The sequence below is a fragment of the Streptomyces sp. B8-7 genome (assembly GCF_058833805.1).
This window is the reverse complement of sequence record NZ_JBYRRL010000002.1, coordinates 510,449-528,698: the sequence shown is the minus strand read 5'-3', so window position 1 is coordinate 528,698 and position 18,250 is coordinate 510,449. Positions and strand designations below refer to the sequence as shown.

Genomic DNA, 18,250 nt, shown 5'->3' with positions numbered 1-18,250 from the left:
TGCCTCGTTCGCCTCGGGCTACTGGATCTCGTGCAGGGCGCGTTCGAGGATCGCGGCGCCCTCCTCGGCCTCGGCGACGGTCAGGGACATCGGCGGGGCGATGCGCAGCGCGCTGGTGTCGTGGCCGCCGCCCTTGCCGATGAGCAGCCCGCCCCGGCGGGCCGCCTCCAGTACGGTGGTGGCGGCCTGCGGGTCGGCCTGGCCGGTGCCGGGCCGGCACAGTTCCATGCCGATCATGAGGCCGCGGCCGCGCACCTCGCGGACGGCCGGCACCTGGGCGGCGACGGCCCGCAGCCGCTCGACGAGCATGCCGCCGACCCGGCGGGCGTTGCCCTGCAGGTCGTGTTCCAGGAGGTAGGTGAGGTTGGCGAGGCCTGCCGCCATGGTGATCTGAGTGCCGCCGAAGGTGGAGATGCTCTGTGCGTCCAGGCAGTTCATGATCTCGGAGCGGGCGATGACCCCGCCGACGGACATGCCGTTGCCGATGCCCTTGGCGAAGGTGACGATGTCCGGCGGGCCGGCCTGCCCGTGCGCCTGCCAGCCCCAGAAGTGCTCCCCGGTGCGGCCCCAGCCGGTCTGCACCTCGTCGGCGATCCACAGCACGCCCCGCTCGGCGAGGACCCGGCGGAAGGCGGCGTAGAGCCCGTCGGGCGGGGAGGTGAACCCGCCGACGCCCTGGATGGGTTCGGCGATCAGCGCGGCGGGCGGACGGGTGTGGCCGAGCAGGTCCTCCAGGTCCGCCACGCAGGCCTCGACGAACTCCCGGTCGTCCAGGGCCGCGTAGGGGCCTCGGGTACGGACGCCGCCGTGCACGTAGAGGGTCTGCAGCGGGGACAGCGAGGTCGGCGACCAGCCGCGGTTGCCGGTGACGCCGACCGCGCTGAAGGAGCGGCCGTGGTAGCTGTTGCGCATCGCCAGCACGGTGTTGCTGCGCCGGTGGGCGGTGGCGAGCAGCAGGGCGGTGTCGTTGGCCTCGGTGCCGGAGGTGGTGAAGAACACCCGGGCGTCGGGGATGCCGCTCACCTGGGCGATGCGCTCCGCCAGTTCCACCATGGGCCGGTTGAGGTAGAGGGTGGAGGAGTGGACGATCCGGCCGGCCTGCTCGCTCACCGCCTTGGTGACCTCGGGCAGGGCGTGCGCGGTCATGGTGGTGAGGATGCCGCCGAAGAAGTCCAGGTAGCGGTTGCCGTCGGCGTCCCAGACGTGGCGCCCCTCGCCGTGGGTGATCTCCAGCGGTTCCTCGTAGTACAGGGCGAGCCAGTCGGGGAGCACGGCGCGGTGGCGGCCCAGCAGGTCCTCGGTCACGGCTGTACCAGCCCTTCGTAGGCGTCGGGGCGGCGGTCCCGGTAGAAGGCCCACTGCTGCCGGACCTCCTCGATCAGGTCGAAGTCGAGGTCGCGGACGAGGAGTTCCTCCTCGGTGTCGCCGGCGGTGCCGCCGACGGTCCGGCCCCGCGGGTCGACGAAGTAGGAGGTGCCGTAGAAGTCGTTGTCGCCGTACTCCTCCTGTCCGACGCGGTTGATCGCGGCGACGAAGTACTCGTTGGCGACGGCGGCGGCCGGCTGCTCCAGCTGCCACAGGTGGGCGGAGAGCCCGCGGTGGGTGGCGGACGGGTTGTAGACCAGCTGGGCGCCGTTCAGGCCGAGTTGGCGCCAGCCCTCCGGGAAGTGCCGGTCGTAGCAGATGTACACGCCGATCCTGCCGACGGCGGTGTCGAAGACGGGCCAGCCCAGGTTGCCGGGCCTGAAGTAGTACTTCTCCCAGAAGCCCTCGACCTGCGGGATGTGGTGCTTGCGGTACTTGCCGAGGCAGGTCCCGTCGGCGTCGATCACGGCCGCGGTGTTGTAGTAGAGGCCGGACTGTTCGACCTCGAACACGGGCACGACCACGACCATGCCGGTCTCCCGCGCCAGGGCCTGCATCCGGCGCACGGTCGGCCCGTCCGGGACCGGCTCGGCCCAGCGGTAGTGCTCGGGCTCCTGGACCTGGCAGAAGTAGGGGCTGTTGAAGACCTCCTGGAAGCCGATGACCCGGGCTCCCCGGCCGGCCGCCACACGGGCGTGCTCCTCGTGTTTGGCCACCATGGACTCGGTGTCGCCGGTCCAGGTGGCCTGGACCAGAGCGGCACGGACGACGTTCGCCATGAGCTGCTCCTTCGACGGGACGTCAGCGCCTCTACGCCCGTAGAACAGGGACGTAGAGGGATGAACGTATGCCTACCCGAGGGCCTTGCCAAGACCATTGTCGGCAACCCGCGCCCTCCGCGGCGTTTCCCACTCCCGTGGGTGAGTCGGGCTCGCGTGGGTGAGTCGGGCCGCGGGGCGCCGGGCCGGGGCCGGTCCGGCGGTGGGCCGGGGGCGGGCGGCGGGACACGCGGGCCGGACGGGCCCCCGGGGTGCCCGGGGGCGGCGCCGCCCGCCGGTGCTCAGGCGGCGAGGCCCGCCACCCTTAACGCGTGCAGCAGGTCCCAGTAGCGCTCGTCGGACACACCCCGGGCGGCCTCCAGCAGCAGCGGGACCACGGTGTGCGGTTCGGCCGCGGCGCTGCGGGCCGCCTCCTCGGGCGTGCGGATCCGCACATAGGCGTCGAGCAGGGCGTGCACCTCGCGGCGGCGGCCCTCGCCGGCCAGCTCCACGACGGCGCGCCCGACCTCGGCGGCCGGGCGCACCAGGCCCTGCCGCAGGATCTGCCGCCCGTCGGCCGCCCGCCCGGCGGCGGACAGCGCGTCCCCCACCGCGACGAGGCGGTCCGGGGGCAGCGAGGCCGCCTCCCACAGCAGGGTGGCCCAGTCCGCGCCGAGTCCGGCGCGTTCCAGCTCGGCGGCGAGCACCGGGAACCGGGCCGGGGGCCAGCCGGCGGCCTCCACCAGCAGGGCGTGCGCCTCCCCGCTGCGCCCCTCGCCGCGCAGCCGGCCCAGCGCGCCCACCGTGCCGACGACCACGGCCCGGTCCTCGGGGCCGAGCACGCGCCGCGGTTCCGGCGCCCGCGGCGGCTCCCCGGCGGCCCCGGCGAAGCGGGCTCCGGTGGGCGTGCGGCCCGCCGCACCGGCCGCCGGCGCGGGCGGGTCCGGCGGTACGGCCGCGGAGGCGGGGGCCGGCGCGAAGGGCTCGTCCTCGGCCATCCCGGCGAAGCGGGCGCTGCCGCGCCGGCGTTTGCGCTGCTTGGGGACGGGGGCGGAGCGGGCGGAGGCCGCCGACGGGGCGGCCGGGGCGGCGGGGGCGGCCGGGGCGGCCGGGGGGATGGGGGCTGCGGGGGCGGCCGACTCAGCGGGCCCCGTCGCCGGGACGGCGGGCGCCGCGGGCGTCACCGCGGGGGCGGGTACGGGGGCGGGTGCGGGGCTGTCGAGTCCCGCCATCCGGCGGCGCAGTTCCGCGCAGCGGGCGGTCGCCCGCTCGTGGTCGTCGCGGGCCCAGGCCAGATCGACGCGAAGGGCCTCGGCGTCCGCGGCCGAGCGGGCGGAAGGCAGCGCGGCGTCCAGTGCGGCCAGCCGTTCGGCGGCGTACCGCTGCTCGCGCAGCATCACGTCGAGCCGGTCGACGAGGGCGTCACGCCCGCCGGGGCGCCGGTCGAAGGCGGCGAGTGCCGCCGTGTGCAGGGCCCGGGCCCGGTCCAGCTCACCGGCGGCGGCCGCGATGCCGTACCCGGCGGACAGGTCCTGGAGCAGGGCGTCCAGCACGTCCCAGGGCGGCACCTCACGTCCGTCGAGGCAGGCCTGCATGCCCTCCGGGTCGCGCTGCCAGAACACGGCGCACCACCCTCCGCCCTCGTCCAGGCGGGCCATCAGGCCGTCCAGGTAGTTCGCGAACTCCCTCACCCGAGACGGGAGTTGATCCACTGACATCGCACGCCCTCCGAGAGACCGGAGCATTCCGACTCGTCAGGCAACACCAGTCGTGTTACGGCGCGGCTACAGGGAGTTTTCCGCGGAGGCGCAGCCCCCTCGCCGCACGGCCCTCGCCGCGGTGACACCGGTCCGGCGCCGGGCGGACGCCGGTCAGGTGGGCAGCAGCGCGCACCGTGCGGCGAGGTCGTCCGTCGACAGGCCGAGTTCGCGGGCCAGCGCGGCCACGGTGAAGAACGCAGGGGTCGGCGCGCGGCCGGTCTCGATCTTGCGGAGGGTCTCGGCGGAGAGACCGGCGGCGGCCGCGACATCGGCCATGCTGCGGTCGCCGCGGGCCTCGCGCAGCAGCCGCCCGAGGCGTTCGCCGCGCTCGCGTTCTTCCGGAGTGAGAGGGGTGCGCACCATGACACCATTCTAATACCGGTATAGTAATTGGCATGGTGGAGCTGAAGACGGCGTCCTCGATCGACGCGATGTACGAAGCGGGACAGGTGGTCGCGCGTGCCCTCACGGCCGTGCGCGAGGCCGCGGGGGTGGGCGTCTCCCTGCGGGAGCTGGACGAGGTGGCGCGCGAGGTGTTGCGCGCGGCGGGCGCGCGCTCCCCCTTCCTCGGCTATCGCCCCTCCTTCGCACCGACCCCCTTCCCGGCCGTGCTCTGCGCGTCCGTGAACGACGCGATCGTGCACGGCATCCCCACCGGCTACCGCCTGCGCGACGGCGACCTGCTCTCGGTCGACTGCGGTGCCGAACTGGACGGCTGGGTCGGCGACTCGGCGCTCAGCCTCGTCGTGGGCCGGGCCCGCCCCGCCGACCGGCGGCTGATCGAGACCGCCGAGCGCGCGCTCGCCGCCGCCACCGAGGCCGCGGTCGCCGGACACCGCATCGGCGACATCGCCCATGCCGTCGGCACGGTGTGCCGCGCGGCGGGGTACGGCATCCCCGACGGCTTCGGCGGACACGGCATCGGCCGCCGCATGCACGAGGACCCGCCCGTCCCCAACGAGGGCCGCCCCGGACGGGGTCTGCGTCTGCGCCCGGGCATGGTGCTCGCCATCGAGCCCATGGTCATCGCGGGCGGCCGCGACGACTACCGGGTGGCCTCCGACGGCTGGACCCTGCGCACGAACGACGGCTCCCGGGCGGCCCACGCCGAACACACGGTGGCGATCACGGAAGCCGGCCCGCGCGTCCTGACGGCCCGCTGAGCGCCCCGCCCCCGCGCACCGCCCGGCGGGTGTGTGCTCCGAGTCCTGCGGTGGCGCCCGCCACGGGCCGTCCGCGGGGGCTTCCGGACGGGCGGCGGGCCGGGAGCGAGGCGCCCGAGCCCCGCGCCGGGGCACCGCAGGACCGGGCGGGAGACCGCGGGCGGACCCGGCCGGGACCTCCGCAGACCCGCCCGGCGGCCCGTCCCGCATCCCGGCCGCGCCGCTCGCCGGCGCCCTCGGCGCCACGGCCCGGCCCGTCGGCAGCGCCCGCGGCGGTCCGGCCCGCGGACCGCCGCGGGGGCTCCTCGGGCAGCCCGCCCGCGCACCCCGGGCCCGGGCCGTCGGGCGGCCGACCGCCCGGAGTGCCCCCGGAGCGCCCCGCGGGACGGTCCGTACGGCCCCGCCGGGGCGGCGCTTTCCTGAAGGTGCCCGTCGTCCTCGTTCGTGCGAAGGTGTTCTACGAGTGCGGCCAGGGGTTGTCCGGCTTCCGGCCGGGGCACCCGGCTCCGGCTTCGAGCAGCGAGGGCGACCCTGCCCGCGCAGGGACGCCGGATGGGAACGCCATGACCAGCGGTTTCAGCGGCCCGGACAGCTACGACGCCTTCGGGGAGTTCCTCGCCCGCTTCTTCGGCGGCCCCCGCCCCGGCCCCCGGCAGATCAACATCGGCCAGCTGCTCAACCAGCCGGCCCGGGAACTGGTGCGCGGCGCCGCCCAGTACGCCGCCGAGCACGGCAGCCGCGACCTGGACACCCAGCACCTGCTGCGCGCGGCGCTGAAGGCGGAGCCGACCCGCAGCCTCATCAGCCGGTCCGGCACCGACCCCGACACCCTCGCCACGGAGATCGACGAGCGTTCCGGCCCGGTCGTGCACCAGCCCGCCGAGGCGCCGCCGCCCACCTCGCTCTCCCTCACCCCGGCCGCCAAGCGGGCCCTGCTCGACGCGCACGAACTGGCCCGGTCCCGCGGCGCCGGCCACATCGGCCCCGAGCACGTACTGACCGCCCTCGCGGCGAACCCCGACTCCGCGGCCGGGCACATCCTCAGCCAGGCGCACTTCAGCCCCGCCGCCCCGCCCCCCGAGACTCCGGACCTGGCACCGCCGCGCACCGAGCGGAGGCAGCCGAGCGCCACGCCGACGCTCGACAAGTACGGCCGCGACCTCACCGAGCAGGCCCGGCAGGGCCGTATCGACCCGGTGATCGGCCGGGACGCCGAGATCGAGCAGACGGTCGAGGTGCTCTCCCGGCGGGGCAAGAACAACCCGGTGCTGATCGGCGACGCCGGCGTCGGCAAGACCGCCATCGTGGAGGGCCTGGCCCAGCGGATCGCCGAGGGCGACGTGCCCGACATCCTGGCCGGGCGGCGGGTGGTGGCGCTGGACCTGACCTCGGTGGTGGCCGGCACCCGCTACCGCGGCGACTTCGAGGAACGGCTGAACTCCATCGTGGAGGAGATCCGCGCCCACTCCGACCAGCTCATCGTCTTCATCGACGAGATCCACACCGTGGTCGGCGCGGGCGGCGGCGGTGAGGGCGGCGGCTCCATGGACGCCGGCAACATCCTCAAACCCGCCCTGGCCCGCGGCGAGCTGCACGTGGTCGGCGCGAGCACCCTGGAGGAGTTCCGCCGCATCGAGAAGGACGCCGCCCTCGCCCGCCGCTTCCAGCCGGTCCTCGTGTCCGAGCCGACCCCGGCGGACGCGCTGGAGATCCTGCGCGGCCTGCGCGACCGCTACGAGGCCCACCACCAGGTGCGCTACACCGACGAGGCCCTCGACGCGGCCGTGGAGCTGTCCGACCGCTACCTCACCGACCGCCGCCTGCCCGACAAGGCGATCGACCTGATCGACCAGGCCGGCGCCCGCGTCCGCCTGCGCGCCCGTACCAAGGGCACGGACGTACGGGCCATGGAGCGCGAGGCGGAACAGCTGGTCCGGGACAAGGACCAGGCCGCGGCGTCGGAGCAGTACGAGGAGGCCATGCGGCTGCGCGACCGCATCGGCGAGCTGAAGGAGCGGATCGCGGCGGCCGCCGGGGAGGACGCCGCCGACGAGGGCCAGCACCTGGAGGTCACCGCGGAGGCCGTCGCCGAGGTCGTCTCCCGGCGGACCGGCATCCCCGTCAGCCGGCTCACCGAGGAGGAGAAGGACCGGCTGCTGAACCTGGAGGACCACCTGCACCAGCGCGTCATCGGCCAGGAGGAGGCGGTCCGGGTCGTCTCCGACGCGGTGCTGCGCTCCCGCGCGGGCCTGGCCAGCCCCGACCGGCCCATCGGCAGCTTCCTCTTCCTCGGCCCGACCGGCGTCGGCAAGACCGAGCTGGCCCGCGCGCTGGCGGAGGCGCTGTTCGGCAGCGAGGACCGCATGGTGCGGCTCGACATGAGCGAGTACCAGGAGCGGCACACCGTGTCCCGGCTGGTCGGCGCCCCGCCCGGGTACGTCGGGCACGAGGAGGCCGGACAGCTCACCGAGGTGGTGCGGCGGCATCCGTACTCGCTGCTGCTGCTCGACGAGGTGGAGAAGGCGCACCCGGACGTGTTCAACATCCTGCTCCAGGTCCTCGACGACGGCCGGCTCACCGACTCCCAGGGCCGCACCGTCGACTTCACCAACACGGTGATCGTGATGACCAGCAATCTCGGCTCGGAGGCGGTCACCCGGAGCGGCGGCGGGATCGGCTTCGGCGCGGGCGGCGAGGAGGCGGACGAGGAGGCCCGGCGGGAGCGGGTGCTGCGCCCGCTGCGCGAGCACTTCCGGCCGGAGTTCCTCAACCGCATCGACGAGGTCGTCGTCTTCCGGCGGCTGACGTCGGAGCAGTTGCACCGGATCACCGATCTGCTGCTGGAGCAGACGCGGCGGCTGGTGCGGGCGCGGGGCATGACCGTCGACTTCACCGACGCCGCCGTCGACTGGCTGTCCCGGCAGGGGTTCCAGCCGGAGTACGGGGCCCGGCCGCTGCGGCGCACCATCCAGCGCGAGGTGGACAACCGGATGTCCCGGCTGCTGCTGGACGGCAGGGTCGCCGAGGGGGACCGGGTCACGGTGGACGTCGCGGACGGGCGGCTGGAGTTCCGGACGTAGAGCCCCGTCCGCCCGGCGCGGTGCCGCTGTCGGCGGACGGCCACCGTGGTCCGGCCGGCGAACCCGCCGCGGTGGCCGGCCGAGCGGCTCCCCGCACCCCCGAGGGCGTTGCCGGAACCGGCGCCAGAGCCCCGGCCCCGGCACACCGCGGCACCGGTGCTCCTCCGCCGAACCCGCCGCCGGGGCCTGCCGCGCGACTCCCCGCACCCCCGGGGGCGCTGTCCCGCCCGGCGCCGAGACGCCCGGCCCGGCCGGCTGAGGGCGCTGTGCCGCGGGGGTCAGGGGGTGGGGTGGAGGACCATGGCCGCGCCGCCGCCCCGGCGGGTCCTCTCCGCGGCGGCGAGCCACCTGCCGCCGGGGAGGCGTTGGACTCCGGTCGCGGCGCCGATCTCGGGGTTGGGGCGGAAGGCGTGGCCGAGCGCTTCGAGGCGGGCGCGCAACGGGCTGTCGTAGAGGCCGGGTTCGAGCTCGGTGGTGGTCTGGTTGCGCTGGCTGGCGCGGGGTGCGGCGATGGCGTCGACCAGCGGCAGCCCGCGGTCGAGCACGCCGGTGAGGGTCTGCAGGACCGTGGTGATGATGGTCGCGCCGCCGGGCGAACCCAGTGCCACCACCGGCCGGTGGTGCCGGTCGAGGACGATGGTCGGGGAGATCGACGAGCGCGGCCGCTTGCCCGGTCCGGGCAGGTTCGGGTCGGGTACGGCGGGGTCGGCGGGCGCGAAGGAGAAGTCGGTCAGCTCGTTGTTCAGCAGGAAGCCGCGGCCCGGGACGGTGATGCCGCTGCCGCCGGTCTGCTCGATGGTGAGGGTGTAGGCGACGACGTTGCCCCACCGGTCGGCGACGGTGAGGTGGGTGGTGTTCTCGCCCTCGTACGGGGTGGGGGCCGGGGCACCGGCGGAGGCGCAGTCGGCGGGGTGGCGCGGGTCCCCGGGCGGGAGGGGGCTGGTGAGGACGGCGTCGTCCCTGATCAGGCAGGCCCGCGCGTCGGCGTACCGCTGCGAGAGCAGGTGCCGGGTCGGTACGTCCTCGAAGGCGGGGTCGCCGACCCAGCGCCCGCGGTCGGCGAACGCGATGCGGCTGGCCTCGATGAAGCGGTGCAGGTAGCGGGCCTCGTCGGCGGTGGCGAGGTCGGTGTTCTCCAGGATGTTGAGGGCTTCGCCGACGGTGGTGCCGCCGGAGGAGGAGGGCGCGATGGAGTAGACGCCGAGCCCGCGGTACGACGTCCTGGACGGGGCCTGCCGCTTCGCGCGGTAGGCCGCGAGGTCCGCCGCGGTCAGCTTCCCCGGGCGGGCCGTCCAGCCCGAGGCCGGGTCCACCGGGGGGTGGTTGACGGCGTCGAGCAGGTCCCGGCCGAGGGCGCCCCGGTAGAGGGAGCCGACGCCCTTGCGGCCGAGTTCGGCGTAGGTGCGGGCCAGGTCGGGGTTCTTGAAGGTGGAGCCGACCTCGGGCAGCCGGCCGCCGGGCAGGAACAGCTCGGCGGTGTCCGGGAAGTAGCGGAAGCGGCCCTCGTTGGCGGCGGTCTGCGCGCGGAAGGTCGCGTCGACGGTGAAGCCTCTGCGGGCCAGCCGCTCGGCGGGCTTGAGCAGGGTTCCCAGCGGGCGGCTGCCCCAGTGCCGCAGGGCCGTCCGCCAGGTGGCGGGGGTGCCGGGGACGCCGACGCCGAGGCCGCTGCTGACGGCCTCGGCGAACGGCAGCGGCCGGCCGTCCTCCAGGAAGAGGCCGGGCCCGGCGCTCAGCGGTGCGGTCTCGCGGCCGTCGACGGTGTGCACGGAGCGGGTGGCGGCGTCGTAGTGGACGAAGTAGCCGCCTCCGCCGATGCCCGCCGAGTAGGGCTCGGTGACCCCGAGGGCGGCGGCGGTGGCGACGGCCGCGTCGACGGCGTTCCCGCCCTTGCGTAACACCTCGATGCCGGCCGCCGAGGCGTCGGCGTCGACGCTGGCCACGGCTCCGCCGTAGCCGACGGCGACGGGTGACTTGGCGGGATGCCCGGGCGGCGGGGCGGGCGACGCGGGCGGCGGGGCGGGCGACGCGGCGGGGGGCGCGGCCGCCCCCACCGACACCACGGCGGCCGAGACCGCCAGAACCGTCAGTTTCCGTGCGACGGGGACAGGGCGACGCATGCGCACCTCCAGTCGGTTCGGACCGTTGCCCGGAGCCTATTCCTTCCATGGTCACGTCAGGCAAGTAGCATGCGCGCCCATGAATGACGACGTCCGCAACATCGTGCTCGGGGTGGTGGCCGCCGGGATCAGCGCCGCGCTCGGCTGGCTCGCCCGCACCTCTCTGTGGAAGCGCAGGCTGCGCCGCAGGCAGCGCTTCCTCGGGCTGCCGGAGAACGCGGAGGCGGTGCTGGTCGTCAACCGCGATCCGGCGGCGGCGGAACCGGCCGTCCACCGCTTCGACGTGTTCGCCCTTCTGGAACTGTCGGCGCTGATCAAGGAATGCGGTGCGCACGCCCGGATCGTCACCCAGGACACCGCGCAGCCGGGTTTCGGCGAGCGGACCGAGTTCTGTGTGGGCGGGCCCGCCTCCAACCGGCGGATGACGGCGCACATGGCGGCCATGCTGCCGGGCGTCCAGGTCAACGTGGATCCCGAACCGGGCCCGGACCGGGGGGCGTTCCAGATCGGCGCGGAACGCTACCGCATGGACGCGGGACGCACCGAGTACGTCCTGCTGGCAAGACTGACGGACAGTCAGAATACGGTTGCGCGGCCGGTGTTCCTGTTCTGCGGCCAGCGGGCGATCACCAACCAGGCGGCCACCCGCTATCTGGCCCGCCACCACGAGCGGCTGGCCCGGAAGTACGGGACGGGGTCGTTCGTACTGCTGCTGAAGGTCGTCAACTCGCAGGCGTACGGACCCGACGTGGTCGAACTGGTGTCGGACGTGACGCGGGCTGCGCAGTCCCCGCTGCCGACGGAGGCGCCCCGTGCATCCCATCGGGCCCCCTGACGCCCCCGGTCGCATCCCGCGGAACCGCCCTGACGCCGGAGCCCCGGCCGCGCCGGCGCCGGCCGAGGAGAGCGGGACCCGCGTCGCCACGGGTACGACGGGGCCCGCCCGGCCTCGGCACGCCGGTCGGCCGTACATGCCCTCCCCGGGCACGTCGGCCCGTCCCACAGCGAGCACAACCCGACCGGCGCGCAGCTGACCTTCTCCTCGCCGGCGCACGACGCGTCCCGATGGACGGTCCCGCCGCGCGAGCAGTGATCTCCGGCTGCCGCCGGGCGGGTCTGGCTCTCCGCGACTGCTGCCCCCTGCGGTCGAGGGACCATGGGGAGGCCCCCACTCGGCAGCAGTGTCCCTGGTCCGGCGGCGACGACCACGACCGCCTCCGCCCTGGGTGAAGGTCACATCGTAGTCGAGGCCCGGAAGGCACGTCGTCGGGCGGGGCGGCCCGGCCCGGCGGCGCACAGGGGTGCGGGGTGAGGCGGGGCCGCCCCCGGCCGTTCAGCGGTGCAGGGGCTGCGCGACCAGGTGCGGGTGGGGGTGGGGGTTCGGGACGGAGTTCGGGACGGAGTTCGGGACGGAGTTCGGGACGGAGTTCGGGAGCGGCGTCGGGAAGACGGTGGCGACAGGCTTCGCGAGCAGACCGGAGGGCGGGAGGGCGTTGCGGGACGGGAAGCGCCCGGCGGCGCCGGCGCGCGGCGTTGCGGGCCTGCCGCGCCGCCGCACCCGTGGCGGCCACCCGCCTCTCGGGCGCGTCCCGGACCGGCTCGGACCGAGCCGGTCGGCCGCCCCGCGCAGGACCTGCCTGCCCGGCCCGGACGGGCCGCTGAAGACGACCACCTCCCCCTTGCCGACGGTGAGACCCACGTCCTGACGGACGGGCGGATCCTCGACGTACGCGTTCACTTCACTCAGCCCGATCAATGGATCGACGGCCATGGCCAGCCCCACTCACTCGTCGCTGTGTCGTGGCTGCCGCAAACTATCCACCCGGCGGGGACGCCGGTGCACGACACGCATCCCGCGGCGATTAGCCGTATGAACCGCTCGTCGCAGCGCGGGGGCCGCGGGGAGCCGGGCACCTGGTGGAGCATCACATGGGGTGCCCCGGCGCGCACTCAGGCCTCGGCGACCTCCGCGTACAGCTGGGACAGCTCGGGCACACCGCCGGCGGCCCACTCGTGCCCGGCGGTCACGACGTCGAACTCCCTGCCGGAGGGGAGCCGTACCACCGGCGTGCCGTTCGGCAGCAGGCGCCAGCGGGCACCGGGCACCGTCCGCACGATCACGGTGCCCAGATAGAGGCCCGCGTCGTTGCCGAGCCAGGGCAGGGTCTCGGCGTCGTCGCGCCACCGCGGCAGCAACTGGTCCAGCGCCTCCAGCGAGACCGCCGTGTCGTCGAGCCGCACCCCCGCCTCCTCGGCCTGGGAGCGCAGCAGTTCGCATTCGGACAGCAGCGCGGCCATCCCCTCGGGATCGGGGGCCGCGCCGTCGGTGTACACCGCGACGCCGCGCGCCGGTCCGCGCCTGCGCCGCCGGCGCCCGCCCAGGAACGGGATGTTCATACACCCAGACTGACATTCGTACCGGCGTACGCACCACAGGCGCGCGGAACTCCCCTTGCGGGTGAAATCCCGGGGCCCGTACCGCCGTGGTTTGACCGGGTGGTGCCCTCTCCCTAGCTTCGACCTGCGCCGCTCCCGTGCACAGCGGTCGATGCGCCCGACCAGTGACCTGGAGGATCGGTTGGTACACCGGGGACGCCGCCTGTTCGCCGCGGCCGTGTTCGTTCTGTTCGCCTCGGCGGTGTCCCCGACGGCACCGCGTGCGACCGCGACGGAGGCACCTCTTCCGCAGCCGCTGGAACGGCTGTTCGACAACACCGCCGTCAGCGACGACACCCGGCCCGGCGCGGCCGACTTCGACGGCTCGGGCGCCTCGCTGTCCGCCCAGGACCTGACGGCCGCGGGCTGGCTGCCGGGCGGCACCGTCACCGTGCAGGGCGCCCGGCTGGACTGGCCGCGCGGGCTCCCCGGCGAGCCGGACAACGTCCGGGCCGCCGGGCAGCGGGTGGACGTCACCGGTCGCGGGGACGCGCTCGCCTTCCTCGTGGCCGGCACCGGCACCGACGCGGCCGGCACCGGTCTCGTCGAGTACGCCGACGGCGGCACCGCCGGCTACCCGCTCGCCGCCCCCGACTGGCGCACCGGGCCGCTGCCCACCAAGGCCGTGGCGCTGCCGCACGTCAACACCCCCGGCGGCCGGCTCGACGCCAGGGCCCGGCTGTACGTGCTGACCGTGCCGGTCGACCCGCACCGGGACCTGGTCTCCGTCACCCTGCCGCGCGCCCGCGACCTGCACGTGTTCGCGGTGTCCGTGCGCGCCGGGACGACGGGCTGGACCGGGACGTGGGCGGCGCCGACGTCCGGGCAGTCGGCCGTGGGACCGTGGACGGACCGCACGCTGCGACTGGTCGTGCACACCTCGGCGGGCGGCCCGCGGGTGCGGCTGCGGTTCGACAACACCTTCGCCTCGGCACCGGTGCGGATCGGTGCGGCGACGGTCGCGGTGCGGGACGAGGACGCGGACGCGCTGGCCGCTCCCGTGCCGCTGGCCTTCGGGGGCGCGCCGGGCGTCACCGTCCCGGCCGGTGCCCAGGCCGTCAGCGACCCCCTCGACTTCGCCGTGCCCGCGGACTCCGACCTGCTGGTCAGCTTCCGGCTGCCCGGCACCGCGCGCACACTGCCGCTGCACAGCCTCGCGGTGCAGCGGTCGTACCTGAGCGAGCCCGGCGACCACACCGCCGACACCGCCGGGACCGCCTACACGTCGACGATCACCACCTGGCCGCTGCTGACCGGGGTGGACGTCGCGGGCGGGCCCGGCTCGGTGGCGCTGCTCGGCGACTCGATCACCGACGGCGCCCGCTCCACCACGGGCGCGAACCGGCGCTGGCCGGACGTCCTCGCCGACCGGCTCGGCGCCCAGTCGGTCCTTCCCCGCTACGGCGTGCTCAACGAGGGCATCTCCGGCAACCGGGTCACCCTGGACCGCTACCCCGGCGACGGCACCGCCACCGACACGGCCGGTGTCAGCGCGCTCCACCGTCTCGACCGGGACGTGTTCGCCCAGACGTCGGTGCGCACCCTCGTGGTGTTCGAGGGCATCAACGACCTGATCTCCGGTGTCTCCGCCGGACGGGTCACCGCGGCCCTCGACGAGATCGCCGCCCGCGCCCGCGCCCGCGGAGTACGGGTGCTCGCGGCGACCCTGCTGCCCTGCGGGGGCAACGGGTACTGCACGGCCGACCTGCAGTCCCGGCGGGCCGAGGTGAACGCCTGGATCCACCGGGCGGGGGCCTCGGGCGTGCTGGACGGGGTGTGCGACTTCGAGGCCGCGGTCCGCGACCCGGGCAGCCCGTCGCGGATGCTGCCCGCCTACGACAGCGGCGACCACCTGCACCCCAACGACGCGGGACTGGCCGCGCTGGCCCGCTCGGTGGACCTGTCGCTGCTGTGACGGCGGCGGCCCCGCGGCGGGGACGGGCCCTGCGGCAACTCAGGGCGGCGACTCAGGACAGCGGCTCAGGACAGCGGCTCAGGGCGGCGGCTCAGGGCGGCGGCTCAGGACAGGTCGAGGTCCACCACCACCGGCGCGTGGTCGGAGGCGCCCTTGCCCTTGCGCTCCTCCCGGTCCACATAGGCGTCGGTGACGGCCTTGGCGAACGGCTCGTTGCCGTACACCAGGTCGATCCGCATGCCGCGGTTCTTCGGGAAGCAGAGCTGCCGGTAGTCCCAGTACGTGAACGGGTGGTCGTACTTCAGCGGCCGCGGCACCACGTCGCCCAGGCCCGCCTCGCGCAGCGCGGCCAGAGCGGCCCGCTCGGGGGCGGTGACGTGTGTGGCGCCCTCGAACGCGGCCGTGTCGTAGACGTCGTCGTCGGTCGGCGCCACGTTGTAGTCGCCGAGGACGGCGAAGGGGCGGCCGCCGGCCGCGTCCCCGGCGACGGCGGCCCGCAGGGCCTCGAACCACCGGAGCTTGTAGGCGTAGTGCGGGTGGTCCACCTCGCGGCCGTTCGGCACGTACACCGACCAGACGCGGACCGGGCCGCAGGTCGCGGAGACGGCACGGGGCTCGACCACGCCGTCGTAGCCGGGGTCGCCGGGCAGGCCCTTGACGACGTCCTCCAGGCCGATGCGGGAGAGCACCGCCACCCCGTTCCACCGGCCGGTGGCGTGGACCGCGGACTCGTAGCCCAGCTCGCGCAGCTGCTCGGACGGGAACTGCTCCTCGGAGACCTTCGCCTCCTGCAGGCACAGCACGTCGGTGCCGCTGCTCTCCAGCCAGGCCAGCAGCCTGGGCAGGCGGGCGGTGATCGAGTTCACGTTCCAGGTCGCGATGCGCATGCCCCACAACCTACCCGGAGGGTCCGACAACGCCCCCGCCCGGCGTGCGGACCCGGTGCGGGCCCGGCGTGCAGGCCCGGCGTGCAGGCCCGGCGTGCAGAGGACTCGTCCCGGAGCCCGGATCGGGGCGCGTGCGGGCGCCGGGTCCGGGCCCGCGTTCAGACCTCGGTGGAGGTGCCCGGTGCGAGGCGCAGGTGCTCGGCGCCGCCGAGGGCGCCGATCTGCCGGTCGTAGATCGGCCGGGCCAGGTCGGTCAGCAGCGCGTCGTGGATGTCGTAGGCGCGCTGCGGCCGCACCTCGCGGACGTAGTCGATGACCTCGGAGATCTTGCTCCAGGGCGCCATCACCGGCAGCATCAGCGTCTCCACCGGCCGCTCGGGCACCGTGAGGGCGTCGCCGGGGTGGAAGACGCGGCCGCCGTCGACGAGGTAGCCGACATTGGTGATCCGCGGGATGTCCGGGTGGATCACCGCGTGCAGTTCGCCGTGCACCTCGACGTCGAAACCGGCCGCGGTGAAGGTGTCGCCGTGCCCGACGGTGTGGACGCGGCCCGGGAACGCCGCGGAGACCCGGTCCGCGACGGCCTTCAGCGTCCAGATCTCGGCGGCCGGATCCGCCTCCAGCGCGGCCCGCAGCCGGCCCTCGTCGAAGTGGTCCGGGTGCTCGTGCGTGACCAGCACGGCGTCCGCGCCGACGGCGGCGTCCGCCTCGGTGAAGCCGCCCGGGTCGACGACCAGTACGCGGCCGTCCTTCTCCAGGCGGACACAGGCGTGCGAGTGCTTCGTGAGCTTCATGCGCACCATCCTGCCGCCCGCTCCGCCCTGCCGCCCGCTCCGCGCGGCCGCTCACTCCTGGGGCGTGGTCTCCTCCAGGATCACCTGCTGCGCCGCCCGGAACGCGCGGCCCGCTGCCGGCATGCCGCAGTAGACGGCCGTCTGCAGCAGCACCTCCTTGATCTCGTCCGGGGTGAGGCCGTTGCGCAGGGCGGCCCGGGTGTGCACGGCGAGCTCCTCCAGGTGGCCGCCCGCGGCCAGGGCGGTGAGCGCCACGCAGCTGCGGGTGCGCCGGTCCAGGCCGGGCCGGTCCCAGATCTCGCCCCAGGTGCAGCGGGTGAGAAGGTCCTGGTAGTCGGCGGAGAAGGCGTCCGAGCGTGCCAGCGCCGCGTCCACGTGCGCGTCGCCGAGCACCTGCCGGCGCACCTTCGTCCCGGCCGCGTAGGCGTCGGCGCGGCCGCCGGCCTCGGGCCGGTCCGGGGACGGGCCGAGTTCGGCCGGGGGCGCGGTCTGCGTGGGCACGGGGAACGGCTGGGCCGGGACCGACGCCACCGCCGGTACCGGGATGTGTCCGGTACCGGTTCCGGTGTCGTGGGCGGGCTGCCAGGCCGTGGCGAAGTGCCGGACGAGCAGGTCGGTGACGGCGACGGGCTGCTCCACCGGCACCAGGTGGGAGGCGCCCGGCACGACCGCCAGCCGGGCGTCGGGGATCCCGGCGACCAGTGTGCGTGCCTCGGCCGGACCGGTGACCTGGTCCTCGGACCCGACCAGCACCAGTGTCGGCACTCCGACCCGGCCGAGCTCCGGACGCACGTCGAACGCGGCGAGCGCCTCGCAGGCCGCGATGTAGCAGCCGGGGTCGGTGGTGCGCACCATCTGCACCGCCCAGTCGGTGATGGCGGGCTGCGCCGCCGCGAACCCGGCGGTGAACCAGCGGTCGGGCGCGCTGCGGGCGATGGGGTCGAGCCCGTTGGTACGGACGATCACTCCACGCTGCCGGAACTCGTCGGCCGTGCCGAACCGCGGCGACGCCGCGATCAGCGCGAGCGAGGCCACCCGCTCCGGGTGACGCAGCGCCAGCTCGATGCCGACGGCACCGCCGAGCGCACAGCCCGCGAAGCCGAAGCGCTGCACGCCGAGTCCGTCCAGCGTGGCCAGCAGCCGCTCCGTCAGATCCGCCACGGAGCCCCCGGGGTAGGCGGGCGCCCCGCCGTGCCCCGGCAGGTCGAACCGGAACACCCGGAACTGCCGGGCCAGTTCCGGCACCTGCCGATCCCACATGTGCCAGGTGGTCCCCAGGGAGGGCCCCAGGATCAGCACGGGCGCGTCCTCCGGCCCGTCAAAGCGGTACTGCAGGGCGTTAGGTGATGTCTCGCTCACCCGTCAGACCCTCTCATGGCGGTTCCGGTCGGACAGCCACCGCGGATCTCCACGGCCGGCCGGCCCGGGCGCCTGCGCTGCTGGGACGAGGGTATCGAGGGTCGTGCCATGGCTCTCATCCTTGCATGAGAGCGAGACCGCACGGCCCGAGGGCGGCCCACTCCTGCGATGCGCGGGGCGGGGCATCGCTCCGGCACCGAGGCGACCGCTGACGGCACCCGGTGGGAGCCGGCATCGGCCCCGCTCCCGCAGCGGTGTCCCCAGCAGCTGCCACCTCGGCCGTGGTGACGGAAGGTGTGCCGGCCAGGGCATGAAGACGGTTCCCGGGCCGACTTGCGGCAGGCCGGGAGCAGGCACCTGGCACACTCGACAAGATTGACTCACATGGCCCCGGTGAATGACGAGTTGACTTGCGGAGGGTCGACAGCCGGGACTGCCCCGAGGTTGGGTGGCACCTGACCCGGTCTGCTGAGCGGCGGCCTGGAAGGGTGCTGTGGTTGCCGTTGCCGTGGCCGGCGTGTGGACGCCTCTTGGCTCGACCGGCCGCCGCAGAGCCCGCCGCCACGGGGACGGTGTCACGGCACGGCAGGCTCGACACGCTGCTCAAGGCCCGGCT

Annotated in this window: 14 protein-coding genes; 4 read left to right on the top strand and 10 right to left on the bottom strand. The window is 75.1% G+C overall.

What is annotated here, in order from left to right; translation table 11 throughout:
* Nucleotides 1-18: 18 nt before the first annotated feature.
* From AC5K6T_RS11010 to AC5K6T_RS10995, 4 genes are all read right to left on the bottom strand, one after another.
* Nucleotides 19-1,305 (bottom strand): aspartate aminotransferase family protein, encoded by a 1,287-nt coding sequence (locus tag AC5K6T_RS11010; RefSeq protein ID WP_493208005.1) that lies wholly within the window; start codon nucleotides 1,303-1,305, stop codon nucleotides 19-21.
* On the bottom strand, nucleotides 1,302-2,144 hold the full coding sequence (locus AC5K6T_RS11005) for a nitrilase-related carbon-nitrogen hydrolase (protein WP_493208003.1): 843 nt from the start codon (nucleotides 2,142-2,144) through the stop codon (nucleotides 1,302-1,304). The genes AC5K6T_RS11010 and AC5K6T_RS11005 overlap by 4 nt, the downstream gene beginning before the upstream one ends.
* A gap of 281 nt (nucleotides 2,145-2,425) precedes the next feature.
* On the bottom strand, nucleotides 2,426-3,841 hold the full coding sequence (locus tag AC5K6T_RS11000; RefSeq protein WP_493208001.1) for a hypothetical protein: 1,416 nt from the start codon (nucleotides 3,839-3,841) through the stop codon (nucleotides 2,426-2,428).
* A 153-nt stretch (nucleotides 3,842-3,994) separates the two neighbouring features.
* Complete coding sequence (locus AC5K6T_RS10995) at nucleotides 3,995-4,246, bottom strand: helix-turn-helix domain-containing protein (RefSeq protein ID WP_493207999.1); 252 nt, start codon at nucleotides 4,244-4,246, stop codon at nucleotides 3,995-3,997.
* A gap of 32 nt (nucleotides 4,247-4,278) precedes the next feature.
* Between AC5K6T_RS10995 and map the strand changes: the two genes are divergently transcribed.
* Both map and AC5K6T_RS10985 read left to right on the top strand, forming a co-directional pair.
* Nucleotides 4,279-5,046, top strand: coding sequence for a type I methionyl aminopeptidase (gene map, locus AC5K6T_RS10990; RefSeq protein ID WP_493207997.1), 768 nt, complete (start codon nucleotides 4,279-4,281; stop codon nucleotides 5,044-5,046).
* 563 nt (nucleotides 5,047-5,609) lie between these two features.
* Nucleotides 5,610-8,126 (top strand): ATP-dependent Clp protease ATP-binding subunit, encoded by a 2,517-nt coding sequence (locus AC5K6T_RS10985; RefSeq protein WP_493207996.1) that lies wholly within the window; start codon nucleotides 5,610-5,612, stop codon nucleotides 8,124-8,126.
* 278 nt (nucleotides 8,127-8,404) lie between these two features.
* Here the strand turns inward: AC5K6T_RS10985 and ggt are convergent, their stop codons facing one another.
* Entirely contained in the window at nucleotides 8,405-10,243 is a 1,839-nt protein-coding gene (gene ggt / locus AC5K6T_RS10980; protein ID WP_493207994.1) for a gamma-glutamyltransferase, read from the bottom strand.
* Nucleotides 10,244-10,322: 79 nt separating this feature from the next.
* Here ggt and AC5K6T_RS10975 point away from each other — a divergent pair, with 79 nt between their 5' ends.
* Complete coding sequence (locus tag AC5K6T_RS10975) at nucleotides 10,323-11,078, top strand: hypothetical protein (RefSeq protein WP_493207993.1); 756 nt, start codon at nucleotides 10,323-10,325, stop codon at nucleotides 11,076-11,078.
* Between the two features lie 498 nt (nucleotides 11,079-11,576).
* On the opposite strand, the gene AC5K6T_RS10970 is transcribed toward AC5K6T_RS10975, so the two are convergent.
* Nucleotides 11,577-12,014, bottom strand: coding sequence for a hypothetical protein (locus AC5K6T_RS10970; RefSeq protein ID WP_493207991.1), 438 nt, complete (start codon nucleotides 12,012-12,014; stop codon nucleotides 11,577-11,579).
* A 179-nt stretch (nucleotides 12,015-12,193) separates the two neighbouring features.
* Nucleotides 12,194-12,640, bottom strand: coding sequence for a DUF6278 family protein (locus AC5K6T_RS10965; protein WP_493207989.1), 447 nt, complete (start codon nucleotides 12,638-12,640; stop codon nucleotides 12,194-12,196).
* 151 nt (nucleotides 12,641-12,791) lie between these two features.
* On the opposite strand from AC5K6T_RS10965, the gene AC5K6T_RS10960 reads away from it, so the two are divergent.
* The gene (locus tag AC5K6T_RS10960; protein WP_493207987.1) at nucleotides 12,792-14,594 is read left to right on the top strand and encodes a GDSL-type esterase/lipase family protein; all 1,803 of its coding nucleotides are present in this window, start codon (nucleotides 12,792-12,794) and stop codon (nucleotides 14,592-14,594) included.
* A gap of 104 nt (nucleotides 14,595-14,698) precedes the next feature.
* On the opposite strand, the gene AC5K6T_RS10955 is transcribed toward AC5K6T_RS10960, so the two are convergent.
* The 3 genes from AC5K6T_RS10955 to pcaDC form a co-directional block, all read right to left on the bottom strand.
* Complete coding sequence (locus AC5K6T_RS10955) at nucleotides 14,699-15,481, bottom strand: exodeoxyribonuclease III (RefSeq protein WP_493207986.1); 783 nt, start codon at nucleotides 15,479-15,481, stop codon at nucleotides 14,699-14,701.
* A 158-nt stretch (nucleotides 15,482-15,639) separates the two neighbouring features.
* Entirely contained in the window at nucleotides 15,640-16,275 is a 636-nt protein-coding gene (locus AC5K6T_RS10950; RefSeq protein WP_493207985.1) for an MBL fold metallo-hydrolase, read from the bottom strand.
* Between the two features lie 51 nt (nucleotides 16,276-16,326).
* Entirely contained in the window at nucleotides 16,327-17,634 is a 1,308-nt protein-coding gene (gene pcaDC, locus AC5K6T_RS10945) for a bifunctional 3-oxoadipate enol-lactonase/4-carboxymuconolactone decarboxylase PcaDC (protein ID WP_493207983.1), read from the bottom strand.
* Between the last annotated feature and the right edge of the window lie 616 nt (nucleotides 17,635-18,250).